Below are 15,909 nucleotides of genomic sequence, written 5' to 3'. Positions count from 1 at the left end.
ATCTCTTTTTTATGTTGTACTAATTTATGCAAATAATACCACGAACACAAATAAGATCAATTATCATTTGCGTTTAATAGTGCGTAGCTAAAGTGACTGAAAAGCAGCCGTGCAGTGGGGCGGTAGCTGTGGAGTTTGAGTTGTAGTACAACCGGCGACGGTTAAGCCGCCGGTTGTTGAAGGGGGATAAAAATTAACTAATTGCCTGATACAGCCGTTGCCACATAGCGGCATTTTGCTGTTTTAACGCAGCGGCTTTTTGTTTTACCTCTGCAGCTAAAGCGGTTTTGTTGTCCAGTAGTTGCTCCAGTGCGTCAAGCAGGTTTTGCTCGCTAAGTTCGGCTACGCAGTAATCACCCATGCCAAAATCAGTCATCATGGCGTGGTATTTGTGGCTCCAACTGGTGGCAATACAGGGTACGCCCTGGCTTAACGCATTTACCGCGCCGTGAAAACGCGAGCTTATTGCCAGTTCGGCTTTGCCGATAAAGGCTTTTACTGCCAGCGGATCTTCAATCTGCACTATCTGGCATGGCGCTTTGGCGGCTATTTCTGCACACAGCTCGGCATCTTCCTTGCCCTCATGGTTTACCAGCACACATTGCATACCGGCGCTGGCCAGCGTGTTGGCCGCCGCGGCAAATGCAGCAATGTAGTCGTTGCGTAGTTGCTCGGCTCCGGCATGGTTAAATTTAGATACCACCTTATTGTTGGGGATTAGTGCGGCATAAGGGCCATTAATCAGCGGGATTTCATCATTAGGCCGTGCTGTTAAACCGACGGTGAAATCCGGTGTTAATACTACGGAGTCCGGCAGGTTAGGCACGCAGCTTTGTAAATGTTGCAAGGATACCGGATCGCGGACAAAAATCAGCCGGGCATGGTTAATAATATCGCGCATGGCAGCTTTGCTGTCTTCGGTTTTAAACGGGCCAAAGGCTTGTGGCATAAACACAAAGGGCTTACCGGCTTTGGCAAAACGCACAACTTCTTTGGCGGTGTTTTGCAAAAAGCGCAGCGGCCACTGATCACCATAGGCAAAGCCACTGGCTTCGAGCACTAAATCAATTTGTTTTTCGCTTACCATGCCGTAGCGGTTAAACAGCCGTTGCACCGCACCGGGTAATTTGCCGATCATTGGTGTTAAATCCAGGCCGCCGCGGCGAAATGACAGTTTTTGCCAGGCACCTAAACGGGCGCGCTCGGGGTAGGGCAGGTTAGGGCCGGGTGACAATACCAGCTCTACCGGCCGGGCAATGCCTTTTAAGCCTTCAAGGCTGGCAAGCAACATTAAATAAGCGCCTTTGTTGCGAAACTGCACACCTTTAATTTCAACGAAAAGTGGTTTGCTCATAGAAAAACCTTCTAATTAATGTCAGCGCGACGTGTGGTAATTAATTGCCACAGTTGCTTACGGGTGCTGGAAGATAAAAACAGGAAAAAGAACGATGCATAGGCATAAGAAATCAGTGTTGCCCAGGCAGCACCAACTATGCCCATTTTAGGAATTAACCATAAATTCAGGCCCACATTCAGCACAGCGCCAATACCATGGCTTAACAGCGACAGGGGCTCTTGCTCGGTAATCACCAGATGCTGGCTGATAAGATAACGGACAAAAATAAAGCAGCCGGCCCAGATATGAATACGCAGCACTTCTATCGCAGCAGAAAAGTTTTCACCAAATAGCAGGCTGATAATCCACGGTGCCGATAGCGACATAACCACCGCGATGCTAAAAGCTGCGGCAAAAAACATAATGGCAAAACGGCGCAGCTTAATAAAATACTGTGGCCAACCCTGCTGATGAGCTTTTAGCATATCGGGATAATACCGTGCGGCCAAAGTGGCCGGAAATACGTACCACAGCTCAGATAAGCGGCTGGCGGCGGCATAAATACCGGCCTGCTCGGTACCGGCCATTGAACCTATCATAACGATATCAATTTTCAGATAAATCACCGACACAATGCCTGACAACCACAACCAGGACGAGCGTTTTAGCAGCTGTTTAGCCTGTTGCATATTAAACCAGCGCGGGTGGTAACCCGGCCAGCGAGCTTCGTTTTCTTTAAATGGCTGGTGTTTACGCCGGTAAATCAGGTATTGCGCCATACCAACAACAAAAAACTCAATGCCGGTAAGCAATAACAGGCTTGCAATGCCAAAGCCGCTATAAAGCAGCGCCAGTTTGGCACCAAAACTAAGCAGTGAAATAGCCGATTTTATATAGGCGACACTACGAAAAGTGCCCTGATAGTTCAGGTAAAACTCAAACAGTAAAAAGCCGAAAAAAGCCTGCAACATAAACAGAGTAGGAATGGCAATAGCAGTGTTGCCTGCAAACATGTCGGGGTACAGCAGATAAAATGCCAGCAGCATCAGGCTGCCGCCCAGTAAACCCAGCGCTAACCGTATGCTGATGGCGCTGTATAGCATGGTCATGGCGTCGTGGCTGTTGTCGTGTTTTACCATCTGGCGCACAACAATATTATTCAGCCCCATGCTGGTTAACGGCACTAAAAAGGCACTCCAGGCCATTACAATAGAATAAATACCCAGTTCACTGGCGCCCAGCATACGTGCAACAAACACCGTTAATATGGCGCCTGCGGCCAGTTTTACCAGCTTGTCACCCAGCATTGCGGTAGCGCGTGCCATCAGGATTTTTTTAATAACGTTCACTACTTAACTATCCTTAACTTCAGCTCTTAACTTCAGTATTGACTACTTAATGACTCTGGGCTGGCGGCTCTGAAGCCGTTTTTGGCGAAAGTGCGAAATAATACGCCAAATATTTTGCAGGCTATACAAATAAGCTGCAAACACGGCTAAAAATAACAACAACATAACCAGATCCGGCACCAGCAGGTATTCGCCGATAATACCAATACAGGCAAAAATACAGGCCAGCGAGGTAATTAACGCCAGTGACTCGCGTGAGCTTAAGCCTAAACGCAACGAGATATGGTGCAGGTGTTCACGGTCGGCCTGAAACGGCGACTGCCCTTTACGAATACGGCGCACCATAATGGCAATCATATCCATCAGCGGTATGGCAATAATCCACAGGGCGGTAACGGGGCGAAAGCTGGCACTCTCACTTTGGGTGCCAATAATTAACAGCCAAATTACGCTCAGGCCAATTAACATACTGCCGGCATCGCCCATAAAAATACGCCGCCCGGGCACCAGATTAAGGTTACATGCCAGGTATGGCAGCATCGCCAGCACTACCACCAGTGCCATAGCGGCATGCAGTTGCTGGCCCCACAAAGACATAAAAATAGCGATAGTAACAAAGCTCACCATGCTAAGCATACCGGCCAAGCCATCGATGCCGTCGGTCATATTAAACGCATTAATGGCAGCGATTACGGCAATCAGCGTAACCGGAATACCCAGCACACCAAGCTCTACTACCCCCATACCAAACAAATCGCCTAAACTGGCCAGGTGTAAATTCAGGCTGTATGTCATGGCCAGCCCCAGCAGAGTTTGCACGGCCAAACGCAGTTTTACGCTTAAGTCGAGGTAATCATCAAATACCCCCAGTATCACGATAGCGCCACTGCACAGCAGGTAGTAAATGGGTTCTATACTGCTGTCGGCAAATAACAGCAGCGCCAGACATAAGCCACAATAGGTGGCAATGCCGCCGATTAAAGGTACCGCGCCCTGATGTTGTTTGCGGCCTCGCGGAATATCTACCAGGCCAACGCGGACAGATAAAGGATATAAAAAGGCAATAGCCACACAGGAGGTGATAAAGGCAGTGAGATAAAGGCTAATATGTTCAGGCATTTAACTTTCCGGTTTGCGCTCAGGGTTATAGTTATTCAGCCAGGCGTCAGCTAAAATCCGTTATTACTATGCCGTTTTCGGCGTGGCCAGCAATGCTTTATAAACTAAGTGTTTTCTGGCCAGACAACAAGTATTGTACACAGTCAGTGTGACTGTCAGGATGAAATTTAAGCGTGCAAGCAGCTAACAGCAACATTTTAATTATCAGTAACATGGGGCCTAAGCCGTCATCACCGTTTCAGGGCAAGTTTGTGCATAATCAGGTGTGGGCACTGGCTGCGTGTCATCCTGCTTATCATTATATGCGCTGGCACAGTGACTCGTTGCTGAACAAATTATTGAAATATCCCGTTTTTATGCTGGATTTTATCTGGCGTTTTATTCTTACCCGCCGCAGTTTTGATATAGTGCATGTGCATTTCTTTTATCCTACTATTTGGCTGGCGTTATTGTATAAAGCGGTACGAAACCGCAAAGTGAAAATTGTAGTAACCTGCCATGGCAGTGATATATACAAGTATCAGCCACCCGGAAAAGCCTATCGCTGGTGCGCGCGCAAGGTAGACCAGTGGATTTTTGCCAGCAAGGCACTGGCACAGCATTTTACACTGCCAACTAAGCGCGCTACCGTGTTACCGGCGGGTATCAGTGAGTTATTCCACCAGGTTGAACCATTAAGCTGGCAGCAAAAAACCATAGATATATTGTATGTTGGCAGCCTGGATCAAAACAAAGGTATGGATCGCCTGCTGGCGTTGTTGCCGGCCATAAGTGACAAAAAAGTGGTGATAGCAGGCTCCGGCCCCTGGCTGGATAAGCTGCAAGCGGCGGCCAGACAGTTTCCGAACGTGCTTGTAGTAGGGCCCAAAGACAGCCTGGCATTAAAACAGTTATACAGCCAGGCCCGCTGTTTTGTCAGTTTGTCGCGCCATGAAGCCTTTGGTTTAGTGATGGCTGAAGCCATGGCATGTTATACGCCGGTAATTGCCACTCAAACAGATGGCGCCAGCGAGCAGATAAAACCGGGCAGCAATGGTATTCTGCTCAGCCAGCAAGAAACCGAGCAACAGTTGGTGGTGGCATTTACCCACGCGATTGAACGTATGTGGCAGTATAGCCCGGCAGAATATCAGCATATGCAGCAACAAGCACGGGCCACTGCCGAGCAGTATTTGCTGGGCCAGGTGGTAAATGAATTACAACAGCTTTATCAGGAAATTTTATTATGACTCAAGCCAGTGCAGCAGTATTAGGCCAGCAGATCCCCCAGGTAAAGGTAGGGCCGGTGCAAGTGTCTTCATTTGCTGATATGCAGCAGTTACTAGAGTTTATCGTGCGTGAAGACGGCAGTGTCTATGCCGGTTCGGCTATAGCCATTAACCCGGAAAAAGTGCTTACAGCCATGCGCAACCCGCAAATTGAAGCGGTGATCAGCGGTGCGGATATCCGCTATGCTGACGGCATTGGCGTTGTTAAGGTAATGCGTAAACGGCTGAAAAAAAACGTGCAGCGTATTCCCGGCTGCGAGTTGTGGCAAAACCTGATGCTGCGCGCCGCACAGTACAAAGTGCCGGTATTTATTGTTGGCGCCAGGCCGGAGGTAAACCAGCAAACAGCGGATAAGCTACGCGCGCAACAGGTTAATCTGGTAGGGGCCGTAGACGGTTATTTTAAAGATGAAGCCGTGCTTATTGAGCAAATTAAACAAAGTGGTGCCCGTATTGTCAGTATTGCTATGGGCTCGCCCAAGCAGGAACTGTTGATCCAGCGTATTCGGGCGCAGCACCCTGACTGTTTTTATATGGGCGTTGGTGGCACTTACGATGTGTTCACCGGTAATGTAAAACGTGCACCGGAGCTTTGGTGTAAGCTGAACTTAGAATGGGCTTACCGTTTGTTATCTCAGCCCAGCCGTATCGGCCGCCAGTTGGGGCTGCTGCGGTATGTCTGGTGGTATTGGACAGGTAAAATTTAACGTCCTGGATGGAGTTAAGATGGAAAAACAACAGCAGTTACCGCTAATCAGTGTTTATATGCCCACTTTTAACCGGGTAAATATGGCTATACGTGCCATTGAGTCGGTGTTAGCGCAGGACTACAGCAATATAGAGTTGCTGGTGGTAGACGATGCCTCAACCGATGACACCTGGCATGTGTTAACTAATAAATATATTAATGATGAACGGGTAAGGTTTTTTCGCCAAAGCCGTGGCCAGGGCGCCTGTGCGGCCCGTAACCGGGCAATATCTGAAGCGAAGGGCGATTTTGTTACCGGTATTGACGATGACGATGAGTTTTTGCCACATCGCTTAAGCAGCCTGTATAACGCTTATGATGATCAATACAGCTGTGTTTGCTCGGGGTATATCTGGGATTACGGCACAGTGCAGAAAAAGCTGTTTGCCAGCCGCAACGTAGTGGCTTTACCAGAGTTGCTGGATTTACACACTTTGTCTAACCAGGCACTGGTGCGGCGCGAGCGCATGCTGGAACTGGGTGGCTTTGATATCGGCCTGGCAGCATTTCAGGATTATGATATGTGGGTGCGGGTGGTGCAGGCTTATGGCCCGGCACTACGTATTGCCGATGCCAGTTACAAAGTTAATGTGGGCCATGAACTGGGCCGTATTACCAACTCACCCAAGCGGCTGGATGCGCATAAACAGTTCGTTGCCAAGCACCGGGTGCATATGAGTGAGCGTAACCTGCAAAACCAGATGTTTTACCGCCAGAGCATGGAGCAAATACCGTTAACATTGCTTGGGCTTATCAGCAGTTGCCGTCATGGCCTGGTAAAGCTGAAATGGCGCTATTACCTGAAACATAAATTAGGTGCACTTAGCCGCTGGCGTATTAAGGTGTTTAGCAAAGGCCTGGCCGGGTTATTTAAAAAATAATGTCGCTTGCTACGCTAACGTTACCGTTGCAGCAGCGCAGCGATAAATTGCTGTGCTGGCTGATCCCGCTGTTTTTGCTGATAGATTGCATTAACGGCGCTTTACTGCAACTGCATGGCTTTAGCTATGGCTTATCGGTGTTTTATAAGCTGTTATTGCTGCTGTTAATGGCTCTGGTTTTGCTGGTGCAGCAACCTAAGCTTGTGCTTGGCCTGTTGCTGTTGCTGCTGTTAATGCTGCTGGGGCCGGCACTGCAGTGGCCGGTTTTAGCGCAGCGCTGGTGGCTGGCAGATATCCAACTGGCCATTAAAGCTTTAAGCCCGCTGCTGGCTTTTGCCTACCTGGTGTCTTTGCAACAACGTTTACCCGCAACCGCGCAAGTGTTGTTTAAACATACTCTGATCATCAGTGCTTTGGTGCTACTGCTAAATGCTGTGGCCGGTTTAGCCGGGTTTGGTTTTACTGCCTATCAGCCGCTTGACGGCGTAGCCCAGTCTTTTTTAGGCATTAAAGGCTTTTTTTATTCCACCAATGAATTGTCGGCTGTACTGCTGGTGTTAAGTTGTGCTTTGCTGGTGCTTTGCTGGCCCAGACACAAACCGGCGTACCTGGGTATCAGTGCTACTGCTTTGGTTATTGCCGTGCTACTGCTGACTAAAACCGGTTTATTTGGTGTGCTGCTGCTGGTGCTGTTTATTCCGTTGCTAATGCAGCCGCCTGGCTTTTGGCAGCGCCAGCGCAAAGTGCTGTACTGGCTGGTGCTGACAATAGGGCTGTTACTGCTGGCTGTGCTGTTTAACGGCGAAAGCCTGTTAAAGCTGCTGGGTATTTACGACAAACTGAGTTTTGTTTATCAGCAGCGTGGTATCAGCGGCATTTTGCTTTCATCACGCGATTACTATGCCGGGCGTATCTGGCAAACCAGTGCCGAGCACTACAGCGACTGGCAACGTATGCTGGGTGTTGGCCAGGGTGGGGTAGCACTGTATCTGAAAAAATACTTTGCCGAGCTGGACTGGTTTGATCTGCTGGTATTTCACGGTGTTGCGGGTTTGCTGGCGTTTGTATTGTGCTTTGCTGTGTTTTTCCGCCGTAGCTGGCAGCTGCGGGCCCATGGTGCCGGGCGCAGCCTGTTGTTATTAAACCTGCTGTTATTGCTGGTATCGTCAGTTGCCGGGCATATTTTAACGTCTGGTATGCTGTGGCTGCCGTGGGCACTGTGCAATGCGCTACTGGTGCACCGGCATCAGCTAAGGAATAAAGATGAAAGATATTCTTGAACCCTTTATGTTTCCGCATAACCTTATGCTGTTTGGCCTGCTGCTGGCCTGTATTGTGTACCGCAAAAAAGGCCTGTGGTTGCTGCTGGCGTTTTATTATCTGGCCGGTAACAGTTTTGTGGCAAATCAGGTAAGGCACTGGTATGCCAGCCATACCAGTAGTTACACCATACCGGCCAACAGTAGTGTGGTGGTGCTGGGTTGTGGTGGCTCTGAAACTGCCTTACCGGCCTGTGCTAAATCGCGCCTGCAGCAATTGGTACAACTGATGCCGGATACAGGCAGTGTTATTATAACCACTCAGTACTGCAAACCGTACGTTGATTACCTGCTGAGCGTGGCCAATAACCTGGCCGTTGACTGCTTTTATGGCGGGGATAATACCTATAAAGAATTTAATAGCTTAGCGCTTAGACAGTTAAAGCCGGATTATATTGTAACCAGCGATTTTCACGCCTGGCGGGTAAAGCAGTTAACCATACATCACGGTTTTAGCAGCCAGGTTGTAGCTACCTCCAGCCAGACGTTTCGCCGGGTAAATTGTGGTGTGAACTGTCTGCTAACTGTAAACCTGACTAACTTTGACTTTTACAGTAAGTTAACTGCAGAGTTTGTCAGTTATGCTGTTTTTGTACTCACCCGCAGTTGGACAAGCTGGTATCAGCCTGCAGAGCCGGTTAGTTAATTTAGCCAGGCGGTGTCGTGTTTTTTACTTGCTGCTGTTAATGCCATTGATGAGCCAAGCCATTTTTCTATTGCGCCATCACTATCGTATTCTGCTACGGCTTTGGTTAAATGCCAGATATAGCTGCCATCATGGCGGCGTATACGAAACTCTATGTTGTAAGGGTCACCGGTTTGCACACAGTGCTGCCAGTGCAGCATCAGTTGCTGCTGATCATCAGGGTGTACCGAATCCAGCCAGTTTTCTACCAGTTGGCTGGTAGCTATACCGGTAAAAGCCGCTAATGTTTGATTTACAAAGTTGATATTACCATTGCGATCCGCCGTCCAGACAACAATCGGCAGGCTGTCGGCCCACTGTTTAAAACGCTGTTGCTCCTGAGTAAGGCGTATGCTTATTTGATGGGCAGAGTTAATATCCTGCACTATACCCTGCATTGTGGTTTCAGTGGGGGCAGAAGCATAAGCGATAATTCTGACCCAGCACTCGGCTTTACCTTCTAACAGGCAGGGGCATTCAATATCAAACGGCTGTTGTTGTTCCAGATAGTCGCTCAGTAGCTGCTGTATTGCGGCCTGATAAGGCTGCTGGAATAAACCGCTGAACTGGCTTAGGGTGAAGCGTGACTTACTGGCATTCGGCAGTAAAGCTTTTGCTTCTTCTGACAGGCGTATCGTGTTGGTATGGGTATCAAGCGTCCAGCGGGCAAATTTGGTTAGCTTGTTAGCCAGCTGAAGCTGTTGTTTTTGCATTTCCATATCGGCACGCTGCTTGTTTTGCTGGCGCTGAAGATAAATAACCGCACGCATTTGCAAAAAAATAAGCAGCAGGCAAATACAGGCACCAACGCGGTTTGCCAGCACAAAAATAAACGAAAACCCCTGAGGCGCAGCAGGCGACACTAATACGCCCAGCCAAATAAGTATGATGGCAGCAAAGAAAATAATATGGAGCAAGCGCAGTTTGTTGGTAAGGCTGGCCAGCAAAAGTAGAGGGGCATACAAAAAGCCGTGGGCAAAACCAAGCTGAGTCTGGCTGTCAGCAGCAAAAATAAGTAATAACAGCAAGTAAATCAGGTAAGCTGCATTATCGTTCTCGCGCAGTTGCTGTATCCAGTGGCTCATTGTGTGCTCCTTGCTAATATGCGTGCGCTAATTATGGTACAAGGGTTGCAAATTTTGAAATTAAACGTATTGATAATGTGTTTAATGCCGCAACATGATTAATAAAACAGGAGTTAACATGCAACAAATGGCACCCGCCGGCATTATATATAGTATTTGGCAGACAGCTAATTGACTGCGCCAGTGGTAGCAGTGCTGCCTTGGGTAGGCAGCTTTTTAAAGCCTTACCGTAACCGGGTATTGCTGGCGATATTGTTTTTACTGATTGGCTCACTTAGCTGGCTGGCGCTGGGACAGGGTGTGCGCCTGTTAGTAGACGACGGCTTTGTTGCCAATAACAATTCCCGGCTAAATCAAATCACGCTGGGCATTTTGCTACTGTGCATGTTGTCTTCGGTGGCGGTGTTTTGCCGTTTTTATTTGATGACCTGGCTTGGTGAGCGGGTAAGTGCTGATATCCGCAACCGTGTGTACCAGCATATGCTGAAGTTGTCGCCGTCATTCTACAGTGAAATGCGCACCGGTGAGGTTATTTCCCGTTTTACTGCCGATACCACCTTATTGCAAAGTGTGGTGGGCTCCAGTTTGTCAATGGCGCTGCGGTCAGCAGTAACAGCCATTGGTGGTTTGCTAATGATGGCGCTAACCAGCTTTAAAATGACCGCATTAGTATTGCTGGCAGTACCGCTGGTATTACTGCCAATTATTGTACTTGGCCGCAAAGTGCGTAAGTTATCGCGTGCCAGCCAGGACCGCCTGGCCGACGTGGGTGCTTATGTAGATGAAAGCCTGCATGAAATTCATACCGTGCAGTCTTATGGCCATGAGCCACGCGATAAACAGTTGTTTGCCGACAGAATTGAGCTGGTAATGCAGTCAGCCAGGCAGCGTATTTTCTACCGCGCTTTACTGATTGCAGCGGTAATGCTGCTGAGCATTACCGCTATGGTACTGATCAGTTGGGTGGGCGCGCGTGACGTAATGGCCGGGCTTGTCAGTGCCGGTGAACTGACAGCCTTTATGTTTTATGCCGTAATGGTGGCAGGCAGCGCGGCAACCATCAGTGAAGTAACCGGTGATATTCAGCGCGCAGCAGGTGCCACAGAACGCTTAATTGAACTGGCAACGGCACCGGTTGAAATAGCTTCACCGGCAGTGTCGCAAGCCCTTCAGGCACCGGTTGCGGGTGCGCTTAGCCTGCGCCAGCTTAGTTTTGCCTACCCGCAGGTAGCAGATAAAACCGTACTGCAGCAGCTTGATATTGACATACAGCCTGGCGAACGCATTGCGCTGGTAGGGCCAAGTGGGGCGGGTAAAACAACGTTGTTTCAGCTGTTACAGCGGTTTTACCAGCCAACAGCCGGGCAGATACTACTGGATGGCACTGATATCAGCCAACTGGATTTAGCCCAGCTGCGGGCTCAGTTTGCTTTGGTGCCACAAGAGTCGGTTATTTTTGCCAGTTCAGTGCTGGAAAATGTGCGTTACGGCAGGCCAGATGCCACAGAGCAAGAGGTAATAAACGCCTGTATTGCCGCGCGCGCAGATAGTTTTATTAGCCAATTTACAGACGGTTATGCCACCCAGTTAGGTGAACGCGGTGTACGGTTGTCCGGCGGTCAAAAACAGCGTATTGCTATTGCCAGGGCTATTTTGGCCGACAGGCCCGTGTTGTTGCTGGATGAAGCTACCAGCTCACTGGATGCCCTGAGCGAGCAACAGGTGCAACAGGCGCTGGATAATTTAATGCAGGGTAAAACCACACTGATTATTGCCCACCGGCTGGCTACAGTACTAAATGCCGACCGCATTTTGTTGCTGGAACACGGCCGGCTGATTGCCAGCGGCACCCACCAGCAGTTGCTGTTATCAAGCCCATTATATAAGCAACTGGCCGAGCTGCAGTTGCTAAATTAATATCAGGAGCAAGCCTTGGCTAAAGAGCTGACTACTGTACAAGCTATGCGCTACAGCAGGCATTTAATGCTGCCGCAACTGGATATTGACGGCCAGGAAGCGCTGCTTAACGCTTCGGTGCTGGTGGTAGGCATGGGCGGGCTGGGTTGCGCCGCCGCGCCTTATTTAGTCGCCAGTGGTGTTGGCGGGTTAACATTGGCAGATCACGACACTATCGACAGCAGCAACCTGCAGCGGCAAATACTGTACCGCGAGGCTGATATAGGCCACAGCAAAGTACAACAAGCCGCGGCAAGTTTGCGCCAGTTAAACTCAGACGTCACCATCAGCACTTTACTGCAGCGCTTAACCGCTGAACATTTAGCCCAATTGGTGCCACAGCATTCACTGGTGCTGGATTGCAGCGATAATTTAGCTACCCGCAACGCTATTAACGCTGCCTGTGTTACCGCTAAAGTGCCGTTGGTATCGGGGGCTGCCATCCGCTTCGAAGGCCAGGTGGCAAGTTTTAGCATGCAGGGTGAAAGTGCCTGTTACCACTGTTTAAGCCAGCTATTTGGCGAGCAACAGCTTAGCTGCATGGAGGCCGGTGTGTTAAGCCCGGTGGTGGGGGTTATCGGAGCAATGCAAGCGCTGGAAGCGGTAAAAATAATAACCGGTGTGGGTACGCCGTTGTACGGTAAATTGCAGTTGTTTGATGCACTAACAGCCGGGTGGCGGCAGTTTAACTTAGACAAAGATCCACTTTGCAGTGTTTGCGGCGCTAAATAGCGCGATACAAAGTTTTGGGCTTTCTATGCCAACTGAAAAATACATCACCTCGCAGATGCAACAAGCTAAATACCTGCCGATTTCCAGCTCTGTGACGATTATACGCTCAGATACACACACGGCAATGCGCAACGTGATTTTTAGCCGTCGCAGGCGATAAATCTTTGGTATACCAGCGGCGATATTTGTTTGGTATCGCCGCGGTATATTAAAACGGCAGTTATGAGCGTGAAGCGGGCTTAACGCTCCGAATGACAGGATTGTTAGGTACAAACGAGCTTGGCAATATCATTAATACCATTGCTTAGCCCCGTTAACTCCTGAATAAAGTTATCTAAAAGCGCAGGCTCCGTTTTTAAGTACATTTTGGCTTCGCTAGCCTCTTCCTGCCCCTTAAATTCAAAGTATTCAGATTGCTGGTGAGTTGCTAGGTACAAAGCTCCAGGCTTTGGAAAGTGAAGCTTTGCAGAAAAAGCACCGTTGGCGTATTCACGACCAAACTGCCCCAGTAATATGTCTTTTAGACCACCGTAATAATGGTTTTTAAAGATATTAAGTGAGTTAACCAGCTCTAAAATTTGATGTCTACCAACATAAACTTTATTAGTGAATAGAGATTTCCCGTTACAGACCGAGATTTTCAATTCAGTCAAATCATCATCAAACCATACTTTTTCGATAGAAATCTCAGGTTTCAATGCTACCCCTTGCACTTAACGCCATTGCTAATGGGCCGCAGCGCAGGCAGTCCAGTGGAGATCATGCTGTTTGTTGTCGGAACGAAATTAAGCAACTTGTTATAGCCTTTTACTGTAAATATGCCAATGATCAAAATAAGTTCTGCTTTTATTGCCCATAAAGTCCTTTGCATATTCACCTGCATTTGTTTGAGAGATATTTTCTAAAAAACATGTGCATATAGCATTTGATAGCAGGCCTTCTGGCGTTTTCAATGAGTCCGTTGTTTCGATATCATCTATGTTTGATTCGAACAAGTCAAACAAGAAAACCAACTCAGAGTCCGCAATTGTCGGATTCCACTTTTTTTCATTTCTTGAGACATATTTATGTTTTTCTTGATCAATAAAATAGTGAGAGAACACGCAGCAGACACTTTGAAAATTGTAGCTACCATCTTCTTGCACAAATAAATTATTATCACTTTCCCATTCAGCTCTAAAAGCTGGGGCAATTTCAAACATTAGTCCTAAGAAATCAGTTGGACTCAATTCGTAACTCCATAGCTATAACACCCGGTTTTGGAACAGACTTGTAGCCGCACAGCGCTAAGGCGCGACCACAGTCGCTTGTTATGTTTGTTCTTTAAACTCAACTGGTACTTCAATTGAAATACCGCAACCTGTTCCGTAGCTAAAAGTAAATTTATATTCTTCGTTATGTAAGCGTAACACCAACCGCACATTCCAGCTTTAGCTAAATCTTCTTACTCTGTCTGAATCTTTGACCAGACAGAGGTTTCATATGAACCGCCGAACAACAGAGCAGTGGCTGGCGCTGATTGACCAGCATAAAGTTAGTGGGCTAACTCAAACCGAATTTGCAAAACAACAAGGCATTGACCCGACCTATTTCAGCTATCGTAAGCGGCAACTTCTCGCCTGGCAACAGGAAGACGATACCGGCTTTGTTGAGCTGACCACCCAAGGCACGCTGCTAAGCCAGCCAATGCTGCTGAAAAAGCGCGATGTCGAGTTGCACTTACCACCCGGCACGGATGCCTTGTGGTTAGCTGCGTTGCTCCGGGCGCTTTAACCATGAAGATGTTTATCGACCCACCCCAAATTTACCTGCATAAACAGCCGGTGGATTTTAGAAAATCCATCAATGGCTTGTCGCTGTTGGTTGAACAGGAGATGCAGCAGTCGCCGTTTAGCGGTGCGTTGTTTGTGTTCTGTAACCGCCAGCGCACCCGCTTAAAAGTGCTGTACTGGGACAGCACAGGCTTTTGCCTGTGGTACAAACGGCTGGAAAAAGATAAATTCCGCTGGCCGCGCCTGATGCCCGGTAAAGTGCTCGCCATCAGTGAGCAGCAGTGGCACTGGTTGTTACAGGGTATTGATATCCAAAAACTGACACCGCATCAGCCGCTGCAGTACCAAAGTGTCGGCTGATATGCTGATCGGCTATAAATGTTTTAGAACTCAGTTTAAACAATCTAAATAATCACAGGTACTTAGCCGTATTGGCCGTTATAATAGCAGTCATGAAAAAGCCCCTGAAATCCTTGCCAGACGATGTAGAACTGCTCAAGAAAATGCTGCTTGAGCAGACGCAAAAACTTGAGCGCCAACTGGCACAAAAAGACAAACGTATCGCTAAATTAGAGCGGGTAAACCAAAAGCTCGAAGATAAGCTGCAGCAACTGCTGGAGCAGTACAACCTTGCGCAGTATAAAAAATACAGCCCCAGCAGCGAAAGCTATCAGGGTGATGGCGAGGTGCTGAACGAAGCAGAGCAGCTTGCTGAGGAAGAACAAACCCTGCCAGAATCGGCTCAGACCGAAGCGGAAAAACCATCCAAACCGCGCCGCCCACGCATTGCCGCCGAGCTGCCACGGGTAGACGTTATCCATGACATTACGGTTAAAACCTGCACCTGCTGCGGCCATGCGCTGCACCGGATGGGCGAGGAAGTCAGCGAGCAAATTGAGTTTGTGCCGGCCCAAATCAAGGTGATTAAAAACATCCGGCCCAAATACAGCTGCCGGGCATGCGAAAACCAAGGTACGCAAGTAGTGATACAGATTGCCGATGTACCGCCGGCTATCATGCCTAAAAGCATGGCGACACCGAGCCTGTTGGCGCAAATCATCAGCAGTAAAATGCACTATGGCTTGCCGCTGTACCGGCAGGAGAAGCTGTTTAATCAGGCCGGTATTGAGTTGAGCCGCCAGACCATGAGCCGCTGGCTCATTACCTGTGCCGATAAACTGCAGCCGCTACTGACTCTAATGAAAAACACACTGTTGCAACAACCGGTGCTATGGGCCGATGAAACGACCGTCAACGTGCTGGATGTGGAAAAAAGTAACTGCTACATGTGGGTGTATGGCTGTGACATGGAGTCCTCAGCAGGCCCCAGGTTGGTACTGTTTGACTATCAGGATGGGCGTGGTGGTAAACATCCCAAAGCCTATCTTAACGGTTACACCGGGTATCTGCAGGTGGATGGCTATGCCGGTTATGAGCAAACGGATGCGACCTTGGCCGGTTGCTGGGCGCATGCAAGGCGCAAGTTCGTCGAAGCGCAAAAGGCGCAGGGCAAAGGCAAAACCGGTAAAGCCGACTGGGCCATCAACCATATCCAAAAATTGTATGGACTTCCCCTAATTTCATAGACACTCATTAACCTCGTTGAGATTAGCTTTTTCCTCATAATCTGCCGGTGATAACTGCCCTAAATGACTGTGT

15 protein-coding genes and 1 pseudogene are annotated in these 15,909 nt (G+C 48.7%); 10 read left to right on the top strand and 6 right to left on the bottom strand.

Annotated elements, in window-relative coordinates; translation table 11 throughout:
• Positions 1-193: 193 nt before the first annotated feature.
• The 3 genes from M2404_RS15445 to wecA are packed head-to-tail and all read right to left on the bottom strand — an operon-like array spanning position 194 to position 3,804.
• Positions 194-1,354 carry a polysaccharide pyruvyl transferase family protein gene (locus tag M2404_RS15445; RefSeq protein ID WP_259240662.1) on the bottom strand — a complete coding sequence of 387 codons (1,161 nt, stop codon included), beginning with the start codon at positions 1,352-1,354 and terminating at the stop codon, positions 194-196.
• An 11-nt stretch (positions 1,355-1,365) separates the two neighbouring features.
• The gene (locus M2404_RS15440) at positions 1,366-2,685 is read right to left on the bottom strand and encodes a flippase (protein ID WP_259240661.1); all 1,320 of its coding nucleotides are present in this window, start codon (positions 2,683-2,685) and stop codon (positions 1,366-1,368) included.
• Positions 2,686-2,727: 42 nt separating this feature from the next.
• Positions 2,728-3,804 (bottom strand): UDP-N-acetylglucosamine--undecaprenyl-phosphate N-acetylglucosaminephosphotransferase, encoded by a 1,077-nt coding sequence (wecA, locus tag M2404_RS15435; RefSeq protein ID WP_259240660.1) that lies wholly within the window; start codon positions 3,802-3,804, stop codon positions 2,728-2,730.
• A gap of 173 nt (positions 3,805-3,977) precedes the next feature.
• On the opposite strand from wecA, the gene M2404_RS15430 reads away from it, so the two are divergent.
• From M2404_RS15430 to M2404_RS15410, 5 genes are read left to right on the top strand one after another with little or no spacing between them, the layout of a single operon-like run.
• Positions 3,978-5,033, top strand: a complete 1,056-nt coding sequence (locus M2404_RS15430; RefSeq protein WP_259240659.1) for a glycosyltransferase family 4 protein — start codon at positions 3,978-3,980, stop codon at positions 5,031-5,033.
• On the top strand, positions 5,030-5,779 hold the full coding sequence (locus tag M2404_RS15425; protein ID WP_259240658.1) for a WecB/TagA/CpsF family glycosyltransferase: 750 nt from the start codon (positions 5,030-5,032) through the stop codon (positions 5,777-5,779). Before M2404_RS15430 ends, M2404_RS15425 begins: the two co-directional genes overlap by 4 nt.
• A 19-nt stretch (positions 5,780-5,798) precedes the next feature.
• Entirely contained in the window at positions 5,799-6,701 is a 903-nt protein-coding gene (locus tag M2404_RS15420) for a glycosyltransferase (RefSeq protein ID WP_259240657.1), read from the top strand.
• Positions 6,701-7,981, top strand: a complete 1,281-nt coding sequence (locus M2404_RS15415; protein WP_259240656.1) for an O-antigen ligase family protein — start codon at positions 6,701-6,703, stop codon at positions 7,979-7,981. Before M2404_RS15420 ends, M2404_RS15415 begins: the two co-directional genes overlap by 1 nt.
• The gene (locus M2404_RS15410; RefSeq protein WP_259240655.1) at positions 7,965-8,666 is read left to right on the top strand and encodes a hypothetical protein; all 702 of its coding nucleotides are present in this window, start codon (positions 7,965-7,967) and stop codon (positions 8,664-8,666) included. The genes M2404_RS15415 and M2404_RS15410 overlap by 17 nt, the downstream gene beginning before the upstream one ends.
• Here M2404_RS15410 and M2404_RS15405 read toward each other — a convergent pair.
• Positions 8,663-9,790 carry a PAS domain-containing protein gene (locus tag M2404_RS15405; protein WP_259240654.1) on the bottom strand — a complete coding sequence of 376 codons (1,128 nt, stop codon included), beginning with the start codon at positions 9,788-9,790 and terminating at the stop codon, positions 8,663-8,665. The genes M2404_RS15410 and M2404_RS15405 overlap by 4 nt on opposite strands.
• A 192-nt stretch (positions 9,791-9,982) precedes the next feature.
• Between M2404_RS15405 and M2404_RS15400 the strand changes: the two genes are divergently transcribed.
• Both M2404_RS15400 and M2404_RS15395 read left to right on the top strand, forming a co-directional pair.
• Positions 9,983-11,707 (top strand): ABC transporter transmembrane domain-containing protein, encoded by a 1,725-nt coding sequence (locus M2404_RS15400; RefSeq protein WP_259240653.1) that lies wholly within the window; start codon positions 9,983-9,985, stop codon positions 11,705-11,707.
• Positions 11,708-11,722: 15 nt separating this feature from the next.
• A complete protein-coding gene (locus tag M2404_RS15395; protein ID WP_259240652.1) occupies positions 11,723-12,478 on the top strand; it encodes a HesA/MoeB/ThiF family protein in 756 nt (251 codons plus the stop codon).
• 263 nt (positions 12,479-12,741) lie between these two features.
• Here M2404_RS15395 and M2404_RS15390 read toward each other — a convergent pair whose 3' ends face one another.
• Complete coding sequence (locus M2404_RS15390; RefSeq protein WP_259240651.1) at positions 12,742-13,176, bottom strand: hypothetical protein; 435 nt, start codon at positions 13,174-13,176, stop codon at positions 12,742-12,744.
• 99 nt (positions 13,177-13,275) lie between these two features.
• On the bottom strand, positions 13,276-13,707 hold the full coding sequence (locus M2404_RS15385) for a hypothetical protein (RefSeq protein ID WP_259240650.1): 432 nt from the start codon (positions 13,705-13,707) through the stop codon (positions 13,276-13,278).
• 253 nt (positions 13,708-13,960) lie between these two features.
• On the opposite strand from M2404_RS15385, the gene tnpA reads away from it, so the two are divergent.
• The 3 genes and pseudogenes from tnpA to tnpC all read left to right on the top strand — a co-directional run.
• Entirely contained in the window at positions 13,961-14,251 is a 291-nt protein-coding gene (gene tnpA / locus M2404_RS15380; RefSeq protein ID WP_259240649.1) for an IS66 family insertion sequence element accessory protein TnpA, read from the top strand.
• A gap of 2 nt (positions 14,252-14,253) precedes the next feature.
• Positions 14,254-14,610, top strand: a complete 357-nt coding sequence (gene tnpB, locus M2404_RS15375) for an IS66 family insertion sequence element accessory protein TnpB (RefSeq protein WP_259240648.1) — start codon at positions 14,254-14,256, stop codon at positions 14,608-14,610.
• Between the two features lie 92 nt (positions 14,611-14,702).
• Positions 14,703-15,821 (top strand): annotated as a pseudogene (tnpC, locus tag M2404_RS15370) (IS66 family transposase); the annotation flags it as partial.
• Positions 15,822-15,909: the final 88 nt, after the last annotated feature.

The organism is Rheinheimera pacifica (assembly GCF_024809855.1).
Lineage (GTDB): Bacteria > Pseudomonadota > Gammaproteobacteria > Enterobacterales > Alteromonadaceae > Alishewanella > Alishewanella pacifica_A.
The sequence above is the reverse complement of the archived record's forward strand: the minus strand, read 5'-3'. Positions and strand labels throughout refer to the sequence as shown.

Bases quoted from the DNA above. Each gene is read 5' to 3' on its own strand.
- M2404_RS15420 (WP_259240657.1), top strand. From the start codon at position 5,799: ATGGAAAAACAACAGCAGTTACCGCTAATCAGTGTTTATATGCCCACT.
- M2404_RS15415 (WP_259240656.1), top strand. From the start codon at position 6,701: ATGTCGCTTGCTACGCTAACGTTACCGTTGCAGCAGCGCAGCGATAAA.
- tnpB (WP_259240648.1), top strand. From the start codon at position 14,254: ATGAAGATGTTTATCGACCCACCCCAAATTTACCTGCATAAACAGCCG.
- M2404_RS15425 (WP_259240658.1), top strand. From the start codon at position 5,030: ATGACTCAAGCCAGTGCAGCAGTATTAGGCCAGCAGATCCCCCAGGTA.
- M2404_RS15410 (WP_259240655.1), top strand. From the start codon at position 7,965: ATGAAAGATATTCTTGAACCCTTTATGTTTCCGCATAACCTTATGCTG.
- M2404_RS15405 (WP_259240654.1), bottom strand. From the start codon at position 9,790: ATGAGCCACTGGATACAGCAACTGCGCGAGAACGATAATGCAGCTTAC.
- M2404_RS15445 (WP_259240662.1), bottom strand. From the start codon at position 1,354: ATGAGCAAACCACTTTTCGTTGAAATTAAAGGTGTGCAGTTTCGCAAC.
- tnpA (WP_259240649.1), top strand. From the start codon at position 13,961: ATGAACCGCCGAACAACAGAGCAGTGGCTGGCGCTGATTGACCAGCAT.
- wecA (WP_259240660.1), bottom strand. From the start codon at position 3,804: ATGCCTGAACATATTAGCCTTTATCTCACTGCCTTTATCACCTCCTGT.